Source organism: Shewanella gelidimarina (assembly GCF_023283945.1).
Taxonomy (GTDB): domain Bacteria; phylum Pseudomonadota; class Gammaproteobacteria; order Enterobacterales; family Shewanellaceae; genus Shewanella; species Shewanella gelidimarina.
In genome coordinates this window covers 1-21,131 of sequence record NZ_JAKIKW010000030.1, presented here as the reverse complement: position 1 = coordinate 21,131, position 21,131 = coordinate 1, and the positions used below count along the sequence as shown (strand labels likewise).

19 protein-coding genes and 1 tRNA gene are annotated in these 21,131 nt (G+C 43.2%); 10 read left to right on the top strand and 10 right to left on the bottom strand.

What is annotated here, in order from left to right; genetic code table 11:
• Position 1: 1 nt before the first annotated feature.
• Positions 2-859, bottom strand: coding sequence for an endonuclease/exonuclease/phosphatase family protein (locus L2729_RS19445; RefSeq protein WP_248989748.1), 858 nt, complete (start codon positions 857-859; stop codon positions 2-4).
• Positions 860-1,023: 164 nt separating this feature from the next.
• Here L2729_RS19445 and cls point away from each other — a divergent pair, with 164 nt between their 5' ends.
• Together cls and L2729_RS19435 are read left to right on the top strand one after the other, a co-directional pair.
• Positions 1,024-2,481, top strand: a complete 1,458-nt coding sequence (cls, locus tag L2729_RS19440; RefSeq protein WP_248989747.1) for a cardiolipin synthase — start codon at positions 1,024-1,026, stop codon at positions 2,479-2,481.
• A 54-nt stretch (positions 2,482-2,535) separates the two neighbouring features.
• Positions 2,536-3,162 (top strand): sulfotransferase, encoded by a 627-nt coding sequence (locus L2729_RS19435; RefSeq protein WP_248989746.1) that lies wholly within the window; start codon positions 2,536-2,538, stop codon positions 3,160-3,162.
• 79 nt (positions 3,163-3,241) lie between these two features.
• Here the strand turns inward: L2729_RS19435 and L2729_RS19430 are convergent.
• From L2729_RS19430 to astE, 7 genes are all read right to left on the bottom strand, one after another.
• Positions 3,242-3,331 (bottom strand) — tRNA-Ser (locus L2729_RS19430).
• Between the two features lie 180 nt (positions 3,332-3,511).
• On the bottom strand, positions 3,512-5,506 hold the full coding sequence (locus L2729_RS19425) for a methyl-accepting chemotaxis protein (protein ID WP_248989745.1): 1,995 nt from the start codon (positions 5,504-5,506) through the stop codon (positions 3,512-3,514).
• A gap of 187 nt (positions 5,507-5,693) precedes the next feature.
• The gene (nadA, locus tag L2729_RS19420) at positions 5,694-6,758 is read right to left on the bottom strand and encodes a quinolinate synthase NadA (RefSeq protein WP_248989744.1); all 1,065 of its coding nucleotides are present in this window, start codon (positions 6,756-6,758) and stop codon (positions 5,694-5,696) included.
• A 137-nt stretch (positions 6,759-6,895) separates the two neighbouring features.
• Positions 6,896-8,470, bottom strand: a complete 1,575-nt coding sequence (locus L2729_RS19415) for a dihydrolipoyllysine-residue acetyltransferase (RefSeq protein ID WP_248989743.1) — start codon at positions 8,468-8,470, stop codon at positions 6,896-6,898.
• 9 nt (positions 8,471-8,479) lie between these two features.
• The gene (locus L2729_RS19410; protein ID WP_248989742.1) at positions 8,480-9,457 is read right to left on the bottom strand and encodes an alpha-ketoacid dehydrogenase subunit beta; all 978 of its coding nucleotides are present in this window, start codon (positions 9,455-9,457) and stop codon (positions 8,480-8,482) included.
• A gap of 3 nt (positions 9,458-9,460) precedes the next feature.
• Positions 9,461-10,639: a thiamine pyrophosphate-dependent dehydrogenase E1 component subunit alpha gene (locus L2729_RS19405; protein WP_101091645.1), complete on the bottom strand. Its 1,179-nt coding sequence runs from the start codon at positions 10,637-10,639 to the stop codon at positions 9,461-9,463.
• 182 nt (positions 10,640-10,821) lie between these two features.
• Complete coding sequence (gene astE / locus L2729_RS19400) at positions 10,822-11,859, bottom strand: succinylglutamate desuccinylase (protein ID WP_248989741.1); 1,038 nt, start codon at positions 11,857-11,859, stop codon at positions 10,822-10,824.
• Positions 11,860-12,105: 246 nt separating this feature from the next.
• Between astE and msrA the strand changes: the two genes are divergently transcribed.
• Positions 12,106-12,585, top strand: a complete 480-nt coding sequence (gene msrA, locus L2729_RS19395) for a peptide-methionine (S)-S-oxide reductase MsrA (protein WP_248989740.1) — start codon at positions 12,106-12,108, stop codon at positions 12,583-12,585.
• A 190-nt stretch (positions 12,586-12,775) separates the two neighbouring features.
• Here the strand turns inward: msrA and pgm are convergent, their stop codons facing one another.
• Both pgm and seqA read right to left on the bottom strand, forming a co-directional pair.
• Positions 12,776-14,428, bottom strand: coding sequence for a phosphoglucomutase (alpha-D-glucose-1,6-bisphosphate-dependent) (gene pgm / locus L2729_RS19390; RefSeq protein WP_248989739.1), 1,653 nt, complete (start codon positions 14,426-14,428; stop codon positions 12,776-12,778).
• Between the two features lie 32 nt (positions 14,429-14,460).
• On the bottom strand, positions 14,461-15,024 hold the full coding sequence (gene seqA / locus L2729_RS19385; protein WP_248989738.1) for a replication initiation negative regulator SeqA: 564 nt from the start codon (positions 15,022-15,024) through the stop codon (positions 14,461-14,463).
• A 278-nt stretch (positions 15,025-15,302) separates the two neighbouring features.
• Here seqA and L2729_RS19380 point away from each other — a divergent pair, with 278 nt between their 5' ends.
• The 7 genes from L2729_RS19380 to L2729_RS19350 all read left to right on the top strand — a co-directional run bounded on the left by L2729_RS19380 (position 15,303) and on the right by L2729_RS19350 (position 20,773).
• Positions 15,303-16,061, top strand: a complete 759-nt coding sequence (locus L2729_RS19380; RefSeq protein WP_248989770.1) for an alpha/beta fold hydrolase — start codon at positions 15,303-15,305, stop codon at positions 16,059-16,061.
• Positions 16,062-16,157: 96 nt separating this feature from the next.
• The gene (locus L2729_RS19375) at positions 16,158-16,379 is read left to right on the top strand and encodes a DUF2788 domain-containing protein (protein WP_101091639.1); all 222 of its coding nucleotides are present in this window, start codon (positions 16,158-16,160) and stop codon (positions 16,377-16,379) included.
• A 10-nt stretch (positions 16,380-16,389) separates the two neighbouring features.
• Complete coding sequence (gene ybfE / locus L2729_RS19370; protein ID WP_101091638.1) at positions 16,390-16,662, top strand: LexA regulated protein; 273 nt, start codon at positions 16,390-16,392, stop codon at positions 16,660-16,662.
• A gap of 52 nt (positions 16,663-16,714) precedes the next feature.
• Entirely contained in the window at positions 16,715-17,242 is a 528-nt protein-coding gene (fldA, locus tag L2729_RS19365) for a flavodoxin FldA (RefSeq protein ID WP_248989737.1), read from the top strand.
• A 108-nt stretch (positions 17,243-17,350) separates the two neighbouring features.
• The gene (gene earP / locus L2729_RS19360; protein ID WP_248989736.1) at positions 17,351-18,559 is read left to right on the top strand and encodes an elongation factor P maturation arginine rhamnosyltransferase EarP; all 1,209 of its coding nucleotides are present in this window, start codon (positions 17,351-17,353) and stop codon (positions 18,557-18,559) included.
• A 45-nt stretch (positions 18,560-18,604) separates the two neighbouring features.
• Entirely contained in the window at positions 18,605-19,165 is a 561-nt protein-coding gene (efp, locus tag L2729_RS19355; RefSeq protein WP_101091635.1) for an elongation factor P, read from the top strand.
• Between the two features lie 393 nt (positions 19,166-19,558).
• On the top strand, positions 19,559-20,773 hold the full coding sequence (locus tag L2729_RS19350) for a pyridoxal phosphate-dependent aminotransferase (protein WP_101091634.1): 1,215 nt from the start codon (positions 19,559-19,561) through the stop codon (positions 20,771-20,773).
• Positions 20,774-21,131 lie beyond the last annotated feature (358 nt).

The window sequence follows — 21,131 nt, the reverse complement described above, 5'->3', positions numbered from 1 at the left end:
ACTAAGGGATTTTTTTGAGTAATCTAAAATATGCTTTAAGCGGATTATGATCTGAGCTATCAGTAACAATCGATTCTGTCTTTACCAATTCTAGATCCCTATAAAATATATGATCAAGTGATTGGCCAAAAATGGTTGTTCGAGAGTCATCATTAGGCACGGCTTCCGTTAATCCAGCATTTTTCGCCATTGTTGCTATGTATTCTCCACGCTCGCCACTCCAGGTGTTGAGATCACCTGCAAAAATGACCGGGCCTTTGTGTTCGGTCATCGCCGCAGCAACGACATTGAGTTGAGCACGGTACTCTTCAAGTCCTAACGTAAAGTTGATACTGTGTATATTAGCGACCAACAACTGGCTGTTATCTGACAATTGATAATAGGATACCAATAACGATTTCGGATAGTGTATCAATGGTTCGGAGTATCTAAAGGCACAGATACTTAAGGGATAGTCTTTCGACAAATTCATCACCCCCACTGGCTCACCACCGAATATAAATGCCTTTGCCAACACCCAGCCCTGTTTTTGCTCGTTAATTAGCGCCTTTAGATCATCTGTTAGCGTTGCCTCTTGCAGCAGTAGCAAGTCAGTCCTGTCTGCCAGTTGTTTAAGGACATTTTGCCAGCCCTCATTCTGCTGCTTATAGATATTCCAGATTGCAATATCTAGATTGCCATGTCTATCAAGCGGTACATTCGGGCTGTGTGTGACACATTGCACAGCATTAACACCATCAGTGTCATTTGCTAACAATGTATCTTCAAGCGGAATTACTGTACTTTGGTAAATATAGAGGCCAATCAATGTCACTAGCAACAGTGAAAATAAAATGAGCTTACGAAGAATTCTAAACATGATGAGTTATTCTGCTTCTTACTTAGATTTACGGTAATGTTTTCATTATAATAGCTTTTACTCATGTGTGGCATAAACATTAGTTGCTTAAGTCACTGGCGGACCTTTAATGACCGTTCCAGTGTTTTTCTCAATCCCCTAAGGCTTATATTATCAAAGAAAACATGTACCACTTTTATCAACTACTCACCCTCGCTGGCGTATTTATTTACTGGTTAGTGATTGCTGGTATCAGCGTGCGAGTCGTTGTTAAAAGGCGGGCGATTGGCGTCTCATTGGCGTGGTTAATGATAATCTATATCGTGCCGTTAGGAGGCGCATTTGCCTACCTCTTGTTTGGCGAGCTCAACTTAGGGAAAAAACGCGCAGAACGCGCACAGCAGATGTACTCGCCCTATGAACAATGGTTTTCAAATCTCTATAACGTCCGCCAATATAAGCCTCATGTCTCCAGCCTTTATGGGCAATCAATTAGTGCCATATGCGAAAAACAGATTGGTATTCCGGCACTTGCCGATAATCAATTAACACTGCTGAACCAAACCCATGAGATCCTTGAAATGTTAATCAAGGATATAGGCCAAGCGACTGAATCAATCCACCTTGAGTTCTATATTTGGCAACCCGGTGGTAAAGCCGATGAAGTCGCGCAAGCGCTAGTGGAGTCGGCTAATCGCGGCGTTAGCGTAAAGTTGTTGCTCGATGCCGCTGGCAGCCGGAGCTTTTTTAAAAGTCATTGGCCTTCTACATTGAAAGAAGCAGGGATCAGCGTTGTCAATGCGCTCGAAGTCTCACCATTGAGGATGTTCTTTAGACGGCTTGATTTAAGATTGCATCGGAAAATAGTGGTCTTAGATAATCAGATTGCTTATACAGGCTCCATGAACCTTGTGGATCCAAAGTATTTCAATCAAGAGGCAGGCGTCGGAGAATGGATTGATGTGATGGTCAGGATCACGGGCACTACGGTGCCTGTACTCAACAGCATCCACGCGTGGGACTGGGAAGTTGAAACCAATGAGCGAGTGTTACCCGAACTGCCAAAATGTTTACCGCATGATGACAATGACATCACGGATTTAGTGCAGGTTATTCCGTCAGGGCCAGGAATGCGAGATGAGATTATTCATCAGGTATTACTGCAAAGCATCTACCAAGCGCAAAAAAGTATTGTCATTACTACTCCCTATTTTGTACCCAGTGAAAATTTGCAACTGGCACTCATTATTGCAGCTCAGCGCGATGTGCAAGTTGATATCATCGTACCTGATAAAAATGACTCGCTGATGGTTGAATGGGCTAGCCGAGCCTTTTTCTCGGAACTCCTCGATGCTGGTGTGCATATTCATCGTTTTAAAGGCGGATTATTACATACTAAGTCTGTTGTCATCGACGGAAATCATTGCCTAATAGGCACGGTGAATCTTGATATGCGCAGCTTATGGCTGAACTTTGAAGTTACCTTAGCGGTAGACAACCTTCCATTTACGCAGGAGCTTGAACGGGTCCAACAAAGTTATTTAGCTGACTCTGTAATGGTATCTCCTGAGCTATGGGCAAAACGCTCTTTAGCCAACCGTATCACTGAACGTATTTTTTACCTGTTTAGCCCTTTGCTGTAGATAATCTACCAGCAACCTCTAACACTTATTTCTTTATATTGGTTTTATAAGCACATGAACAAAATTTTTATTATTGGATTACCCAGAACAGGTACAACGAGTATCAGCGTTGCCTTACTAGACTATGGATTCAATGTCGCTCACACCGCCTACACAAAAAGAGCATTTGAATTAGCTGACGTAATTTCTGACTCTCCATGCTTTTGTGATTACCCACAACTTGATGAGCTTTTCCCAGGTTCTAAATTTGTGTATTTAGAAAGAGACTTATCGCTTTGGGTGCCTTCTATGCAGATGCTCATTAATAAAATGTTGGCTAACTTAGACCTTAAAAGCGGTATATTCAACCCGGTATTAAAACGTACTTTCAATGCTATTTTTGAATTTTCATCTACGCTAGTCCCGGACGATAAAGAGCACCTAGAAAAGTGTTACCTGCAACATAAACAGGGAGTACTCACGTATTTTGAAAACAGAGATGATCTTATCTGTATCGACGTTAGCAAACCAAGTAGCTTAAGTGAGTTACTGACATTTATAGGAATAAGTACAGAGGCAAACTTGGACTTCCCTCATCTAAATGTAGGCAGAAAAGTCGCTTGCTGGAAAGAGCATAAGCACCCCAATAAAGTTAATTCAAATGCCGCAGGCATAGAGCAGCGTAAGTTCTTCGATTATTAGTACCAGATATTTAGCGCTAACAAGTAAAAACCACACAGCAAAAAGCCCGTTATCTTTCGATAACGGGCTTTTCTATATATGGCGGTGAGCGAGAGATTCGAACTCTCGTTAGGGATAAACCTAAACACACTTTCCAGGCGTGCGCCTTCAGCCACTCAGCCAGCTCACCAATTGATTCTTTTTATGTGGTTAATCATCACAATAGTCAACAACATAGCTTACGCTGCTAACGGAGCGACACTTTACGCAAAAGGGGCAATTGCGTCAAGCGTATTTGTGGCTAGCTGCAGCGTTTGCATACTTGCTAGCCAAATTAGCACTATTAGCCGTAGTTTTAACGCACTATCAGTCAACTCAGTTTAAATTTACTGACTTCTCTAGCAACATTACTTGACCCTTTAACCAGCTCGTTGGTGAGAGATTGGAGTTCATTGGCGATAGTGTGAGTATGAATATAGATCTCACTAATTTTTAACGCATTTTGATTCACCTCTTCCGCCACTGCACTTTGCTCATGCGTCGATGCCGCTATCTGTTCATTCATGCTGTCTATTACCCCGACATGATTGACTATTTTTTTAAGCTCTACACTGACCTTCTCAGCCTCTTCAACACTTTGACTTGCTTGCTTTGTACCACGCTCCATTGAAAGCACTGCGATACTGGCCCCGGAGCTTAGTCGCTCTGTCATTGCTTTAATATCACCCGTTGCACTTTGTGCACGCTGTGCAAGACTACGCACTTCATCAGCAACCACGGCAAAGCCACGGCCCATTTCCCCTGCTCTTGCGGCTTCAATGGCGGCATTGAGTGCTAGCAAGTTAGTTTGCTCTGCAATACCGCTAATCACATCAGACACAGTAACGATAGCCCTGATATCAAGTTCGAGTGCTTGCAGCGCTGCTGCAGACTCATTAATGTCACTGGCAAGTAAAGTGATAGCAGCGCTTGAACGCCCGACCTCTTCGTTACCGTCTTGCGCCTCAATGTTCGCTTCCGCCGATGCTTCAGAGGCATTCTCCGCATTAATAGCTATTTCAGCGACGGTAGCACTCATTTCAGTCATGGCTGACGCAACCTGCTCCACTTCCCGGTGGCCTAGCTCGACATCGCTTTTTAGCTGTGTAGAATGTTGCTCCAATTTTTCTACTGCTTGAAATAAAACCGTTGAGTTAGTGGTAACGTGAGAAATGACATTTTCAAAATCAGTCATCATGCCGTTAAATGCCTTGGCTAATTGGCCAAATTCATCATCGCTGTTCTGAACAATTCTGACACTGAGATCGAAATCTTCTCGCGCCAGCGTCACTGAACGCTGCAGGTTAGAAACACTTTCATGGATAAAACGCATGACAGAGATAGAAACCAGCAACACCATACTTGCTGCCAATAGTAATACCGCTAATGTGACATAAAGGTATTTAGTCGCAATGGCTAACCTTGCTTCAGTGACGGTGATTAACTCACTTGATAACCTGTGCTCAAATTGACTTAACAACTCAATCCGGTTGGTTGCTGTTTGAAACCAGAGTTCCGGCAGCTGTTGTTTTAATTTTGCTGAATTTTGCACAAAACCAATAACTCGATACGCTTCAACCTCTTTAAAGGCTTGATTGTTCGATAACTGCTGAAAAGCGGAATATGTTTGCGGGTCAGTTAAGGCCAAGAATCTTTCTTGATACGCGCCCTGCTCCGATACAAGTGTCACGAAACGACGATAAACACCGGCTTTAAAAGTGTCATTGCCGAAGGTTGAACTCAGTACCGCGCGTTCAATGCCAGCCCGCTCTTTCATTTGCAAATATGCAGCAAATGCCGCGGCCTTAATAGCAATTTGTTGGTTAGCACCCTTCTTCGCTGTTAAGTCCACGATGCTCAGTAGCTCTTTATTTAAAGCAGTATAGAATGCCACTTCATCGGCAACACTAATTGATAGACCTTTTACCCGTTTTCGAATTTCTGGAATTTCACTGATTAAATTTTTAGTATTGCGGATCTCGGTTGTGAAGGCCGAAGGCAATGGATGATCACTCAGAAATGACTGGAAAGTGTGAATAAGCTTATCGGTATCTCTTTGCTGTAGCGGTAACTTACTTTGAAACGCTGAGCCGTTAGAGCCAATGAAGCCCGCGCTTATGCCGCGCTCTTTTTGTATTTCGTGGACCAAGCTACTATTAGCAACAGCAAGTTGACTCAAAATAAGTACTTGATCGAGTTCTTTGGTTAACTTGTACTGGTCATTCGCATACAGCCCGCCAAATAGGATCGAGGCGAGTAAAGAAGGCGCGATAACAATCACAAATTTTTGTTTTAATGTAAGGTTGCCGATCCAATTCCATTTCATTCGTAAGCCTTATAAATAATTAAATCAATTTGTGGCCTAGGATAAACGAAACTAGTTTAAGGTAAACAGTAGTTTACGAAAAACGTTATAAAAAAAGCCTGCGATTGCAGGCTTTTTCGGCATTACGGGTAAAAACGTGATCCAAATCAATTATTTGAGCACTTATGAGATGGCCATCAACGTTTTATTAAGCATTACCTTTAACATTCATATTCAAGGTTTTAGCAAAATCTAACATTCTATTGAGAGGTTTTAGTGCATCGAGTCTCAATGTTTCATCAACGAAAATCTCATGCTGCTGTCCTGCACTCTCAAGTGCACTTTCAATGGCTTTTAAACCATTCATTGCCATCCAAGGACAATGGGCACAACTTTTACACGTGCCTCCATTACCACCGGTAGGGGCTTCGACTAATATTTTATTCGGTGCAGCTTGCTGCATTTTATAAAAAATACCTCTGTCAGTGGCAACAATAAACATATCGTTATCCATTGTATGAGCTGCTTTAATCAGCTGGCTTGTTGAGCCTACTACATCAGCAAGTTCAACCACACTGGCTGGCGATTCAGGGTGAACCAATACTGCAGCATTTGGATGGAGTTTCTTTAATTCTATTAACGCTTTTGCTTTAAACTCATCGTGAACAATACACTCGCCTTGCCACATCAGCATATCGGCCCCAGTCTCTTTAGCAATGTAACTGCCTAGATGACGATCCGGTCCCCAAATGATTTTCTTATCTTGGCTGTCTAAATGCTCGACAATTTCTAATGCAATGCTTGAAGTGACAACCCAATCAGCACGTGCCTTGACTGCTGCAGATGTATTGGCATAAACAACGACGGTATGATCGGGGTGTGCATCGCAAAATTCAGTGAATGCTTCAACCGGACAACCGATATCAAGCGAGCAAGTGGCATCAAGTGTCGGCATGAGTACCGTTTTTTCAGGACTGAGGATTTTAGAGGTTTCCCCCATAAACTTTACCCCAGCAACAATCAGTGTTTTTGCCGGGTGATCACGACCAAATCGTGCCATCTCTAGTGAGTCTGAAACACATCCGCCGGTTTCTTCGGCCAATGCTTGAATTTCTGGGTCAGTATAATAGTGAGCAACAAGAACGGCGTTACGCTCTTTAAGTAGGTGTTTAATGCGCTCTTTAGATTGTTCCTTTTCTATGTCAGATAAAGGTAAAGGCTTCGCGGGGAATGGATACTCAATACTTTTGATACTGGGGGTGAACGCGCTCATACTACAACCAAAGGACAGTAACTGATTCGCGGAATTATACGGAATTTTTAACCAATTTAAAACTCTTTACCGTAAAGGGAATAAAAAAAGGTGCTTTATTAAGCACCTCTTTATCTATTGAGCTATCACCGAAATGTTTACTGCATTGCGAGTAACATCTCTTGTGGTTGCTCAAGATAGAGTTTCCACAGGTTACAAAAACGTGCAATCGTACCACCGTCGATGACTCTGTGATCACCAGACCAGCTCACCTGCATGATCTTACGCGCCTCGACTTCGCCCGCAGCATTGAATCTTGGTAATACTTGTAATTTACCCAGTGCCACAATCGCCACTTCAGGTTTATTGATGATAGGCGTTGCAACAGTCCCGCCCAATGCACCGATATTTGAGATAGTGATACTGCCACCTTTAAGATCGGCGGGAGACACTCGACCACTGCGTGAAGCCGTCGTTAAACGGGTGATTTCAGCAGCAATTTCCAAAATAGACTTATCTTGCACATCTTTAACATTTGGAACCAGCAAGCCCACTTTAGAATCAACAGCCATCCCGATGTTATGACTTGATAACAATGTTTGCTCGGTGCAATCGGCATTGACGCGGCTGTTCATATCAGGGAACTGCGCTAGTGCTAAAGACATCGACTTCATGAAGAAAGGCATCATGGTGAGCTTAAGCTCATCAGTTGAATATTTCTTCTTCATGCTTTCGCGCAGTGCAACTAATGCGGTGAGGTCAAACTCTTCACAATAGGTAAAGTGTGGAATGGTAGACACTGATTCAGTCATCATTCTCGCCATCACCGCACGAACACCTTTAATAGGTTCGATACGATCACCAGCAGCCACACTTTGACTTACATTAGGGCTGGCAGTCGACGTTGTCACCGTGTTTGCTTGGTTGTTTGACGACGCTATTGGAGATTGATGACGCTCAATATCTTCCTTAAACACACGGCCATTTTTACCCGTGCCCTTCACTTTGGAGATATCAATGTCTAACGTCCGAGCCATACGGCGTACCGCTGGGCTAGCTAATGCTTTACCCTGTGGAGCAGGTTCGACACTTTCGGCCACTACAGTGTTAGTTGCTTGCTCGACTGCGGTATTGACAGCGGTTGCTACCGTAGGCGTTTCAGAGGCAACTTCTATAGCAAATAACGGAGCATGTACCCGAGCCAGTTGCCCTTTTCGGTAATGTAACTTTGTTATTTTACCGTTTTTCATTGCCGGAATTTGAACCAGGGCTTTGTCTGTCATTACATCAGCAATGGGTTGATCTTCAACCACGATATCGCCTTCACTCACCAGCCATTCAACCAGTTCACACTCCACAATACCTTCGCCAATATCTGGGAGCAAAAACTCTTCGATAGTCACATTCGCTGTGCCTATGTCACTTTGACTCTCTGTATTGTTAACAGCTTCAACGTTGGTCGCTGCAAGTGGCGCAGATTGAGATCCGCCTTCCTCGGCGATATCAACAGCATATAAAGGCGCATGTACTTTGGCAATTTCGCCTTTGGCATAATACAATTTAGCAATAGTGCCAGCGTATGGCGCAGGAATTTGCACTAATGCTTTGTCCGTCATCACATCGGCTATTGGCTGATCTTCAGTGACAACATCGCCCTCTTGCACTAACCATTCAACTAGCTCGCATTCAACAACGCCTTCACCGATATCCGGCAGGATAAACTCTTTAATCATGGCGGGCTCCTAAAATTTGACTGACGCTTTAATGGCTTCAAATGTTTTCAATGCATCAGGCATATATTCTTTTTCATGGATTAATGGATAAGGTGTATCCAAACCACAAACACGCGTAATCGGTGATTCTAGGTATAAGAAGCACTCTTCTTGTATCGTTGCTGCTATTTCACCGGCAAAACCACCCGTTAATGGCGCTTCGTGGTTGATCAGTAATCTACCGGTTTTCTTTACCGATGCAGCAACAGTGTCGACATCCCAAGGAGACAACGTCCGCAGATCGATGATCTCACATGAAATGCCTTTCTTTGCCGCCATGTCAGCTGCATTTTCAAGAATTTCCATCTGAGCGCCCCAGCCTAACAATGTAATGTCAGTCCCTTGGCGGATAACTTCTGCTTTACCCAGCTCGATAACAAAGTCACCGTCTCTCACTTCGCCTACTGATGCACGGTAAAGACGCTTTGGTTCAAAGAAGATAACTGGGTTTTTGTCACGGATTGACGCAATCAACAAGCCTTTAGCTTGCTCTGGATTACGCGGGATAACCACTTTAAGACCCGGTGTTTGAGTAAAATAGGCTTCTGGTGACTGTGAGTGATAGTGACCCCCCGCAATACCGCCGCCATAAGGCGTTCTAAACGTTAGACCGCCTACGTCAAACTCATTACCACTGCGGTAACGGAATTTAGCGCTTTCGTTGACGATTTGATCTATCGCTGGAAAGATATAATCGGCGAATTGGATTTCAGCTACAGCCGTCATCCCATTAGAGGCGAGTCCATTGGCAAAGCCAGCGATACCCTGCTCTGTTAACGGTGTATTAAAACAGCGGTCACGGCCAAATTTTTCTTGCAGGCCCGAAGTCGCTCGAAAAACGCCGCCAAAATGACCAACGTCTTCACCAAATACCATCATTTTTTGATCAGCTTCCATTTCCGAGCTCAGGGCTTCGTTAATGGCTTGCAACATATTCATCTCTGCCACAGCTTATATTCTCCCTGCGCTTTTTGGATAGGCTTCTGGATACTTCTTGATATGTGTCTTTAACTCGGCCAATTGTTTTTCTAATATTGGCGTTGGCTTGTCATACACATCTTGGATAAGGTCATCCAAATGCGGTAACGGGATCTTCTCTGCTACTTTAAGTTCAGCTAGCACTTCTTCACGATATTTAACATAAAGATCGGCATCTTGTTTTTCGTTTAGCCAGCCTTTGTTAATCATCCATAATTTAAATCGTTTAACTGGATCATGTTGCTGCCATTTGGCTTCTTCATCTTTTGAGCGATAACCTGATGGGTCATCTGATGAAGAGTGAGCACCGAGACGATATGTCATCGCTTCAATTAACACTGGAGCATTATTGTCTAGTGCGTATGCGCGAGCTTGCTGCGTCGCGGCTAATACTGCCAACATGTCATTACCATCAACACGGATAGTATGCATGCCATAGCCAGGTCCTCGGCTGGCAATACCATTACCGGCAAACTGTTCTTCCGTCGGCGTCGAAATAGCATAACCATTATTACGGCAGAAGAAGATCACTGGCGAACTAAGCACTGCGGCCATGTTGAGGCCTGCATGAAAGTCACCTTCTGATGCAGCGCCTTCTCCGAAGTAACAAATAGCAATGTTACGCTTCTTTTGCATTTTCAAGCTATAAGCAACGCCTGTAGCTTGTGGGATTTGGGTCGCAAGCGGCGATGATATGGTCTGGTAGTTTAATGCTTGGCTGCCATAATGGATTGGCATCTGACGGCCTTTACCTAAATCTTTCTCGTTGCTGAACATTTGGTTCATAAATTGTTCAGTGGTAAATCCACGGTAACGCAAAGCAGCATGTTCACGGTACTGGGCTAAAATAACATCGCCATCATCGAGTGCCGCGGTACTGCCGATGATAGAAGCCTCTTCACCGGTGCAAGTCATGTAAAAACTGATGCGCCCTTGACGCTGTGCTCCCAGCATACGCTCGTCTAATACGCGGGTGAACACACATGTATCGTGGACTTTTTTAGCCAACGCTTCGTCTATAACGGGTAATACCGCGCCTTCATAGGCGGTGCCATCGGCTTGCAATACTTTAAGGATAGGGATCGCGATGGAGTTTTTATCTAAAAAACTTACACGATGGACAGTCTCAGCATTTGTTGTTGCGTTGCTCATAATGTGCTCTTGTTATTTATGATGCTTCCAAATGTCGAAAGAAGCATCTATCTATTCTAATACGCGGGAAGAACATTACGTTAACGTAAACTAACACTCAATACTTCCCATCACTCAAAAGACAACTAAGCGCCTCTGTGCATGTATATATTGGTTTACATGCACAGTTATTCAGTATGAATTTAGTCCAAATTACTATCATCCGCCGTCTTTAACATCAATACGGTTCGTTGGCCGACCGGCACTTTTGCATTCGGAAAAACAATCGATTCAAACTCATGTTCTATTTTAACCGCCTGACCACCTTCTTTTGCTAAGGTGTAACCTCTTGGAAATGCAGTAAAGTTTTCTACATCGTTAGTGAAGTTAAATTCAAAATCGTCAAAGTGCTTATTAACAGAACGACACACTTGGTAAAGGTTTAACCGCTTAAGATCAAATGCTGGCAGTTGTAAATCTCGTCCCGTCATCAATAGTGTCAACATCTCCTTCATGGCGATAAATCGAGTCATGTCATTTTGCCCCATCGGGAATACTTTGCCTAATTCAATGGTAAAGGCATCGGCTCGATAGTTCTCAGACGAAAAGTAACTGAAGGTTGTTGTCGGTTCATGATGGAATAAAATGGTATTAATACCGCAAGACTCGAGGAACATGATCTGCTCTCGACTGTACTTACGGCCAGGACGGTAAGGATAGATGGCAAACTTTTCATGTTTTGACCCACGAATGGCCGTATGTAGATCGTAATGAATACGTTGTCTTTGACCTGATTGAGAGGCGTAGAATCTATCAACATATTGTTCTAGTTTGTGCGCTCTGACCCGCTCTGGGTTACAAAGGCCATCGCCACGTGAATGCGCACCATTAAACAACCGGTTTAGATTCTCATCGATAAAGCGTGTGCCATTGTGGATTGCTGCAGGATTACCGATTAAAAACATCACCCGCTGTTTCAGCTTTAACTCTTCAGCCAGAATTTGCGTAATGAGTCCATTACAGAGCTCAATGGGCGCCGTTTCATTGCCGTGAACTGCACAGGACAACACAATATCCTTACTGTGTTTAGTTAGTATCGGTTCAAACACAATAACGCCAGTATCCCAAACTTGTACGTGAGTGTGCTCACCTAAGTCAAATTCAAAAGGCTCTGGAAGATATTGTGGATGCGCTAAGGTTAACGTGAGAAAATCCTTGGACTGCTTCAATTCGTGAAACACAAACAACTCCTTATTTAATACTTGTCAGTTCGCTCAGTGATAGCTCGTATGCCTTACCAAACCTATCCCCTTTGCTGATATCGCATGGAATATTAGCATGAATCAGAGACTAATAAGGCAACGATTTTACCGGCTTAGTGCAACAAGTAATCAGCTAGATTAAATTGTGCTTGCATTGGTTGAAAAGATAAAACACAATGGGGACATCTAGCCATCCAAACGGCTAATACATATTAAGGAGTCATCATGGCTTATGCTACATTCGGTGCAGGTTGTTTTTGGGGTGTTGAGTATTTTTTTAAGCAAGTTGACGGCGTAACCGACTGTACGTGTGGCTACATGGGTGGCAATGACCAGTACTCCTCTTATATTGACGTTAAAGCAGGTAATACAGGCCATGCTGAAGTCGTCCAGATTGAGTTTGACCCTAGCAAAGTGTGTTATGAAACATTGTTAGATATATTTTGGCAAAATCATAATCCGACCACGCTAAATCAACAGGGCGAAGACAAAGGCAACCAGTATAGAAGCTGCGTATTTTTCCATAATACCCAGCAAAGAAACCAAGCAGAAAAGGCAAAGCTTGCACTGATAAAAAGTAGCAAGTGGGGAGATAAAAAAATAGTGACTGAAATTGTCCCTACGCAGCAGTTCCATGAGGCTGAAATTTATCACCAAGATTACTTGGCTAAGAACAACCTACCCAGTTGTCACATTAGCTTCTAGATGCAAGTTATACTCATAACATTGGGTATCGGTCATTCATTAGGAATAAAAAGGGAAGTGGCAAGTTTAACGCTAATGGTTCTTCTATCACCTCAGTCGCAGAAACCAGGCTCTTGAAGCCAAAGTCTTGAAGCCGCAGATATAAAAAAGACGCCATAACAGCGCCCTCTTTATTATTACCCGTATACATTTAGCTCGCTAATGCTTGTTCAACAATAACGGCAGCATCTTTAAGCAATAATTGTAAATGCTCTTGGCTGACAAAACTCTCGCCGTAAAGCTTAAATAATGCTTCTGTACCCGATGGACGAGCCGCAAACCAGCCATTGTCGGTGACCACTTTAATGCCCCCTATCGAGGCCCCATTACCTGGAGCATGTGTCAGTTTTTGGGTAATAGTATCGTTAGCTAGCGTTGTCGCTAAGATTGAAGCGACAGTAATTTTGGCGAACTTAGCTTTATTATCCAAGCTAATAGGACTGTCAATTCTCTGATAAAAGCTCTGACCAAACTCGCGTTCCAATTCAAGATAACGTTGCTGCGGTGTTTTGCCCGTAACGGCTAATATCTCCGCCGCCAATAAACACAAGATAAAGCCATCTTTGTCGGTACACCAAGTGCTGCCATCCAGTCGTAAAAATGCAGCTCCAGCGCTTTCTTCCCCACCAAAGGCAAACGAACTGTTGGCAAGACCCTCAACAAACCATTTAAAGCCGACGGGAACTTCAGACATCTGTTTATCATGCATGGCACAGACTTTATCAATCATAGCGCTTGAGACTAATGTTTTACCTATCACCATCTTGTCAGTCCAATTAGGACGATGAGTCACTAGGTAATCAATTGCCACAGCAAGAAAATGATTCGGGTTCATTAAACCGCTGCCTGGACATACAATGCCGTGTCGATCAAAGTCGGGATCATTGCCAAAACAAAGATCATATTGATCTTTATGTTGAAGTAAACCTGCCATCGCAAATGGAGATGAACAGTCCATTCTGATCTTGCCATCTTTATCCAAAGGCATGAAACTAAAGCTTGGATCGACCTTGTTGTTTACAATCGTAATGTCTAAGCCATATTTGTCTGCTATTGGCTGCCAGTAATGGATCCCTGAACCACCAAGAGGATCTATGCCTAAATGCAGTTTAGCATCCGCTATCGCCGACATATTGATGACATTGGCAAGATCGTTTACATACGGCGTAATGAAGTCTTCAGCACTGACATACTCCGTTAGCAACGCTTGGGCATAATCAATCCGCTTAACGCCAACTAAGTCATTCGCTAAATACTGATTCGATCTATTTTGAATCCAATTCGTGATCTCACCTTCTGCTGGGCCACCATGAGGTGGGTTGTATTTTATACCACCGTCTTGAGGTGGATTATGTGAAGGTGTGACGATAAGACCATCGACCAGATGAGCTGTACTATTACCTTGCTGTCTATTGGCACAGACAATAGCGTGCGATACCACCGGCGTAGGCGTGAAACCGTCATTTTCGTGAATAGCGACAGTCACTTTATTTGCGACTAAAACTTCAATAACAGAAATGGCAGCAGGTTGTGATAACGCATGTGTATCAATGCCCAATATAAGCTTGCCCGTGATCCCCGCCTCGATACGGTAATCAACCACAGCCTGAGAAATCGCTAATAGATGGGCTTCATTAAAACTACGCTTAATGGCACTGCCACGATGGCCTGAAGTGCCAAAAGTAACCTGTTGCGCCACCTCTTTGGCACTAGGGCTTAACCGATAATACAAACTTACCAGTTTAGATATATTGACCAAATCCTTTTGTTCAGCAATCTGTCCCGCTCTTTCATGTATGGCCAAAAACTAGCTCCTTTAGTTAACGTAGATGTCTATTATACTTTATCGATGATAGCGACAACTTGTGCATCATCTGTTCCAAACTGTGTCAGCACTTCAGATAAAATAGTGCGTTTCTTAGCGGTGTTATTATTGGTTGTAACCCAAAAGCCACTGTTACCAATCTCTTTCGGATTAGCTGACTTGCTGGCTTTTAATAACGCGTCCTTTGACGTTGCAAAGTACAATCTGTCACGCCCTTGGATCAGCAGAACTTGTTCAAACTGGCTTTTTGATGTCTGATACACAGTGTCCAAAATAAACAGGAATCGTCCAACAGCGCCTTTTTGCGCCGCTAATAGCTCTGCATCGATTAAACCAATAAAGTCACCAATAAGATTACTTTCAACTACGATGGGTTTACTGGTGACTTCTACAACCTTGTCGTCACGTTCTAAACTTGGGTGGCTAATCGTTTCAGGTTGAGGTTGAGCTGGAATCACGGCATCAACACGCAGCCCTAATATTCGTCGTAAAATATCAGAAGCACTTTCACCAATATGTTCAGTTTTACTGGCAATGTGGCGGTAAAGCTCTTCATCAACCTCGATATATTTCATAACGGTTATCTTCCTTACGTAGAAAACTGGGATCGGTGTTATTTGTACTGGTCATGAGCGCATTACGGCCCCAAATTATCCCCTCAGTGTAACGAGGTTTAGAGCCTTGATAAAGCACCAATAATTGAAAACTGCGATCCAAATAAGAAAGAGCGGCTTGTTAGCCTACTAAGCGGTTAATAATGCGCCAAAGAGGTGACAATTTTATGACCTGACTTGGATTCTAAATGGGATACAGGCACAATCTCGCACAATTCGATCTTTTAGGCGGGCATAAAATGCACTATACGACCAATGGCAGCGGACCTGCTGTTATTCTTATTCATGGGCTATTTGGCGATCTTGATAATCTAAAAGCACTCGGAAAAACGTTAGAAGATAGCTTTACCGTCGTTCGAGTCGATGTCGCCAACCATGGCAATAGTGAACATGTCTCTTCAATGACCTATCAAACGTTAGCTGACGACGTAAAACAGCTATTAAGCGTGCTCAACATAAGCGATGCCATACTCGTAGGACACTCCATGGGCGGTAAAATAGCGATGGCAACCGCCCTTCTCTATCCGCAATGCGTTAGTAAACTCGTTATTGCTGATATTGCCCCGGTGGCTTATACCAGCCGTCATGACAAGGTATTTAACGCACTTGAAACCATGCCATTAACTGAGATTAATAATAGACGTGATGCGCTAACCCATATGCGTAGCCTTGATATCGATGAAGGCACTGCACAGTTCTTACTTAAGTCACTTAAACGCAGTGAGCATGGCTTTGAATGGAAGATGAATTTAGCAGGGTTAAAACAAAGCTATAACGACATCATTGGCTGGCCAACATTCACAACACAGTTTACGGGTCCATGTCTATTAATACGTGGCGGCGACTCTGACTACGTCACATCCGCTCATAGAAGCGCTATAATTGAGCAATTCCCGACTGTAAAAGCAAAAACAATTGAGGGTACGGGGCATTGGTTACATGCTCAAAAAACTAGCATTTTTAACCGTATAGTAAAAGATTTCCTCATGAGTAATTGATAAAAATTTACTGCCAATAAGATGTAAATCGTCTAGCTGCTTTACCACTTATATGGTATATTCCCGCCACTTTTTTTTGGCCAGAAGGAATGGTAGATGTTAATGCAACATATGGAGCAGATTGAGGCGTTAGGCCTAAACTTGTTCTTTGCAGCCATTTTCTTCTTTATTGGTATGGCCATTCACGATGTACTTAAACAGGGCAAAGTGCCTCTGTTTGGTCGACGTATCGTTTGGTTAGTTTTATTTCTCGGCTGTGCCGGGTTTATCGCAAAAGGGATTATACAGATGACCTGGGAAGGTTCAGGCATCGGTTAAATTGGACTCAATGGCAAAAGAAACATCAGACAGAACCACCATTGATCTGTTCGCAACAGAACAACGACGTGGTCGTCCTCGTAGCAATCCATTGCCGCGGGACCAGCAGCTAAAAATTAATAAAAGAAACCAGATCCAACGTGACCGAGCTAACGGTTTAAAGCGAATAGAGCTAAAGGTGTCACAAGATCTGTATGACGCCTTGAATGAACAGGCAATGGCCAGTAATATTAGCCGCAGTCAGTTAATTGAATTAATACTGCAAAAGCAAGTCAGTAATTGAGCGCTTTTACAGCACGCATACTTTAAAGTGAACTAGACATAAAGGAACAACAATGGCTACAGTAGGTCTTTTTTTCGGGTCTGATACAGGCAACACCGAAGCCGTCGCCAAAATGATCCAGAAAAAACTGGGTAAAAAAATGGTTGAGGTGAAAGATATCGCCAAAAGTACCAAAGAACAGATAGCAGAGTATGATCTGCTTCTTTTCGGGATCCCAACTTGGTATTACGGTGAAGCACAATGTGACTGGGACGATTTTTTCCCAGAACTTGAGCAAGTAAACTTTGAAGATAAGTTAGTCGCTATTTTCGGTTGCGGTGACCAAGAGGATTACGCTGAGTATTTTCTCGATGCCATGGGCATGGTTAACGAAATCGTCGAAGGACGTGGTGGTATCGTCATTGGTCATTGGCCAACTGAAAGCTACGACTTTGAAGCCTCGAAAGGCTTAGCGGATGCTAAGCACTTTGTTGGTTTAGGCATTGATGAAGACCGTCAACCTGAACTTACCGAAGAGCGAGTAGATGCTTGGGTTAAACAGATCTATGAAGAGATGTGTTTAGCTGAACTAGCAGATTAATAAACGCTTAAGTTTATTCATCTCTAGCAACAAAAAAACGGCATTTATGCCGTTTTTTCGTATTTAAAGAAAAATGTCAGCCGTTTAACTCACCAAGGTAGCGAAACATTGACTCATTGCGCATTAAAGGCCGTAAAAACGACAACTCAGTGGGATATATTTTGCTGTGTTGTCGACAACTATGGTGACATAGGGGTCACTTGGCGACTCGCTAAGCAACTGACAAATGAATATCAAATCAATATCACCTTATGGGTCGATGACTTAAACAGTTTTTCACACATTTTGCCACCGTTAGATCCCAGCCTTAACAGCCAAAAACATGATGGTGTACGCATCAACCTCTGGTCTGAGCCTCTCCCGGTAAACTATAACGCTGCAGATGTTGTCATCGAAGCATTCGCCTGTAATCTGCCTAACGCAGTGGTACAAGCGATGCATGCCCAGCATGCAGCCCATAAGGAAGATACCAGCGCCTCTAAAGCGCCTGTATGGTTAAACTTAGAGTACTTAAGTGCTGAAGCTTGGGTCGAAGGTTGTCATGGCCTACCGTCTATGCAAAATAACGGCCTCAAAAAGCACTTTTACTTTCCTGGATTTACGCGTAACACCGGTGGTTTGATTTGTGAAAAGGACACTTTAGATCAGCGGAATGTATGGCAGTCGAATTCGGACTGTCGACGCCAGTTGTTCAGCAAGCTTGGCCTCAAGAATATTGACGATAACGACACGGTGATCAGTGTATTCAGCTATGAAACCTCTGCCCTACTTCGTTTATGCCAGTTATGGATGCAGTCAGATAACCGAATACATGCGTTGATCCCCAAAGGACGAAGTTTAAACAGTCTACAATCACTGCTACCTTGTGCTATCAATGACCTTAACGTAGGCCAACAAGTGGTGCACGGCAATCTTACTATTCATATTTTGCCCATGACAGATCAGCAAGGTTACGATCAACTGTTGTGGAGCTGTGACGTGAATATTGTTCGCGGTGAAGACTCCTTTTTACGAGCACAATGGGCAGGAAAACCATTTATTTGGCACATTTATCCTCAAGAGGATGATTACCATCTGGTAAAATTAGCCGCCTTTATGGATAGCTATTGTGATAATCTCAGCCCACAAGCGAGCAAGATCTACCGTTCACTCAATATCGCTTTTAATAAAGAGCAAGCTGACACTGCCGTTCAAGAGTGGCAAAACCTAGATTTAATCCAGCCAGAGATGTCACTTCACGCACAACAATGGCCAATTTACATATTAAATGACGCAGATCTTGCTTCTCGACTAGTTCAATTCGTCAAAAATAGCTAAGATACTGCGTTGAAATAGAAAAAACCAAAAATAGGAAATAGTGTAATGAAAACTGCTCATGAAATCCGTCCTGGTAACGTGATCATGTTAGATGGCAGCCCATGGGTTGTACTTAAGACTGAAACAACTCGATCTGGCCGTAACGCTGCTATCGTAAAATTAAAGCTTAAGAGCGTTTTGCTTGATTCGACGACTGAAACAACGTTCAAAGGTGAAGATAAGTTAGATGACATCATTCTTGAACGTCTTGACTGTACTTATTCATACTTTGCCGATCCTATGTATGTGTTTATGGATGCTGAATATAACCAGTATGACGTAGAAGCAGAAAACTTAGGTGATGCAGCAGCTTATATCGTTGACGGTATGGAAGATATTTGTCAGGTTACTTTCTATGAAGAGAAAGCTATCTCTGTAGAGCTGCCTATTACTGTTAGTCGTGAAGTTACCTATACAGAGCCTTCAGCTCGTGGTGACACTTCAGGTAAAGTAATGAAGCCTGCAACTATCGCAGGTGGAAGCACTCTGAGTGTTGCTGATTTCGTTAAAACTGGCGATATGATCGAAATCGATACTCGCACTAACGAATTTAAGAAACGCGTTTAATCTCAATTCGTGTCTCTGAGAAAGCCAGCCTTCAGGTTGGCTTTTTTATTACTTTTGATCTCACAAAATCAACATCAGAAAACCAATTAATACACTTCTTAGATATGTTCTCCACGCCTCACTGACCCGCGAACGAATCAATTGATCTTTTATTGATGTTGATCAACTAGCGAATAACCCAGTCAACCACGCACAAAGAAGAGACTTACACCATAATTGCAATTCATGGCAGTGCATGATGCTTAATAGTATTCTAAAGCACGGCACTCACGGTAGATCACACTATTTAAGCTAGGATTTAAGGCTATCTTTGTCTAATCATTTTAGCTATTGTTCACTCAACTTACGTCTTTACTACAATAGACTCATTTTTAAAGCATTTTCGAGGTTTAGATGCGCCCAATTATCAAATCCACCAAATTGGACTCTGTTTGCTACGACATTCGTGGTCCAGTCCATAAAGAAGCGAGAAGATTAGAGGACGAAGGTCATAGGATCTTAAAACTCAATATCGGCAATCCAGCGCCTTTTGGATTTGAAGCACCCGAAGAAATCGTCCGCGATGTGATTTTAAACTTGCCTAGTGCGCAAGGCTACTGCGAGTCTAAAGGGCTATTTTCGGCACGAAAAGCGATTGTTCAACATTATCAATCTCAAGGGATCCTTGGCGTCGACATTGAAGATATCTATATCGGTAATGGAGTGTCAGAACTTATCGTAATGGCAATGCAGGGGCTGCTCAATAGTGATGACGAGGTACTTGTTCCCTCACCCGATTATCCGCTTTGGACCGCCGCCGTGCATCTGTCAGGTGGTAAAGCGCAGCATTATCGTTGTGATGAAGAGTCCGGCTGGTTTCCTGATATTGACGATATAAAAAGCAAAATCACCCCACGTACGCGTGGCATTGTGCTTATCAACCCCAATAACCCTACTGGCGCGGTTTATTCAAAAGAACTTATTCTTGAAGTCATCGAGTTGTGTCGACTACATGATATGATTTTATTTAGCGATGAGATCTATGACAAAATTTTGTATGACGAGGCCGTGCATATACCCGCTGCGAGTTTATCGGATGACATCCTGACGGTGACCTTTAATGGCCTTTCTAAAGTTTATCGCGCCGCAGGTTTTCGAGTCGGTTGGATGATGCTTACCGGCAACTTGAAATCGGCTAAAAGCTATATTGAGGGCTTAGATATGCTCGCCTCAATGCGCCTTTGCGCCAACGTACCTAATCAACATGCTATCCAGACGGCTTTAGGCGGATATCAGAGTATTCAAGAGTTAGTGCAGCCAGGTGGACGTTTGTGTGTCCAGCGAGATGCGTGTGTAGAAATGCTCAATCAAATCCCTGGCGTCAGCGTGGTTAAGCCAAAAGGTGCGTTATATGCCTTTGCCAAGTTGGATCAGAAGAAGTTCAATTTACGGGATGACGAACGCCTAGTACTCGACCTTTTAAAAGAGAAGAAAATACTCTTAGTGCAAGGCACAGCGTTCAACTGGCCAGAGCCTGACCATCTGAGGGTCGTCTTTTTACCCTACAAAGATGAGCTTACAAAGGCCCTAGGTGAAGTTGGTGAGTTCCTTGAAGGATACAAGCAATAACCTTCAAAAAATAGGCTTAACAATTAAACGACCTCCGGGTCGTTTTTTAGTATTAAGCCTATATAACCTCAATAAGTCCCCCGTGCTCTCTGGCATATCAATTTAGCCCCTAATAAAAGATGGTAGTGAGGATATTATCAATATCTGAAATAATGAGGCTATAATTTCAATCTCTAGCGGGTGGACAAATGAACGAACACCCATTTCATCACATTTACATTTATAAGCACTGCGCTACTCATTTCTGTCCGTGCGACCTGAGGTCGTATGAAGCGCTGTTCACCCCGATAAGAGTGAACCATCTGTATCACCAGATGACCCTAAGACTCTGAATAAAGCAGCGAGTCTGACAATGTAA

Bases quoted from the DNA above. Each gene is read 5' to 3' on its own strand.
- L2729_RS19375 (WP_101091639.1), top strand. From the start codon at position 16,158: ATGTTAATGCAACATATGGAGCAGATTGAGGCGTTAGGCCTAAACTTG.
- msrA (WP_248989740.1), top strand. From the start codon at position 12,106: ATGGCTTATGCTACATTCGGTGCAGGTTGTTTTTGGGGTGTTGAGTAT.
- L2729_RS19350 (WP_101091634.1), top strand. From the start codon at position 19,559: ATGCGCCCAATTATCAAATCCACCAAATTGGACTCTGTTTGCTACGAC.
- ybfE (WP_101091638.1), top strand. From the start codon at position 16,390: ATGGCAAAAGAAACATCAGACAGAACCACCATTGATCTGTTCGCAACA.
- cls (WP_248989747.1), top strand. From the start codon at position 1,024: ATGTACCACTTTTATCAACTACTCACCCTCGCTGGCGTATTTATTTAC.
- L2729_RS19445 (WP_248989748.1), bottom strand. From the start codon at position 859: ATGTTTAGAATTCTTCGTAAGCTCATTTTATTTTCACTGTTGCTAGTG.
- efp (WP_101091635.1), top strand. From the start codon at position 18,605: ATGAAAACTGCTCATGAAATCCGTCCTGGTAACGTGATCATGTTAGAT.
- L2729_RS19425 (WP_248989745.1), bottom strand. From the start codon at position 5,506: ATGAAATGGAATTGGATCGGCAACCTTACATTAAAACAAAAATTTGTG.
- fldA (WP_248989737.1), top strand. From the start codon at position 16,715: ATGGCTACAGTAGGTCTTTTTTTCGGGTCTGATACAGGCAACACCGAA.
- nadA (WP_248989744.1), bottom strand. From the start codon at position 6,758: ATGAGCGCGTTCACCCCCAGTATCAAAAGTATTGAGTATCCATTCCCC.
- L2729_RS19405 (WP_101091645.1), bottom strand. From the start codon at position 10,639: ATGAGCAACGCAACAACAAATGCTGAGACTGTCCATCGTGTAAGTTTT.
- L2729_RS19380 (WP_248989770.1), top strand. From the start codon at position 15,303: ATGCACTATACGACCAATGGCAGCGGACCTGCTGTTATTCTTATTCAT.
- L2729_RS19435 (WP_248989746.1), top strand. From the start codon at position 2,536: ATGAACAAAATTTTTATTATTGGATTACCCAGAACAGGTACAACGAGT.
- seqA (WP_248989738.1), bottom strand. From the start codon at position 15,024: ATGAAATATATCGAGGTTGATGAAGAGCTTTACCGCCACATTGCCAGT.
- L2729_RS19415 (WP_248989743.1), bottom strand. From the start codon at position 8,470: ATGATTAAAGAGTTTATCCTGCCGGATATCGGTGAAGGCGTTGTTGAA.